This is a genomic window from Mesorhizobium sp. Arg314 (assembly GCF_053714275.1).
In genome coordinates, this window is record NZ_JBSKBP010000237.1 from 1 (window position 1) to 543 (window position 543).

Annotated in this window: 1 pseudogene; it reads left to right on the forward strand. The window is 63.5% G+C overall.

Annotated features, from left to right (window positions below):
- Positions 1-36 precede the first annotated feature (36 nt).
- Positions 37-543: pseudogene (locus ACWGS9_RS35265) on the forward strand (hypothetical protein); the annotation flags it as partial.

The window sequence follows — 543 nt, forward strand, 5'->3', positions numbered from 1 at the left end:
TCAACGCTGAGCCTATGGCTCACGAACGTTCGGTCATTGGCCGAACTGGACGATTTTTGCCGCCAGATATGGAAGCTATACGGCGAGGAATCGCTTGGCGAGGATGATGCGGAGCGGCTTTGCGAGAAGGCTGACCAGCACCGCGCCAACCTCAAGGTGGCCCGCGCGGATGGCTTGTCGCCACCTCGCTCATGTTATCCGCAACGGCTCCGCAGCGAGCGAAGCCGCCGCGAGGCTGCCCACGGCCCTCGAGATCCTGCGCGGTGGCAGCGCAAGCGGCGTCTTGCCCGCATGCAGGCTGTTCGACCCGAGTTCGCCGGGGAGTTCACCGAAGGGGAGAGCGCTGCGCTCTACATCGTTATGTCGGACTGCCGACAGCACGGCAAATGCGACCGATCGGTGAAGGAGATCGGCGATCGCGCCGGCGTTGGGTCGACCACTGTACGCAATGCGTTGCGTAAAGCCAGCACGCACGGCTTGCTGCGCGTCACCGAGCGCAGGCAATGGCGAGCCAGGAACCTTCCCAATCACATCGTTGTCGTG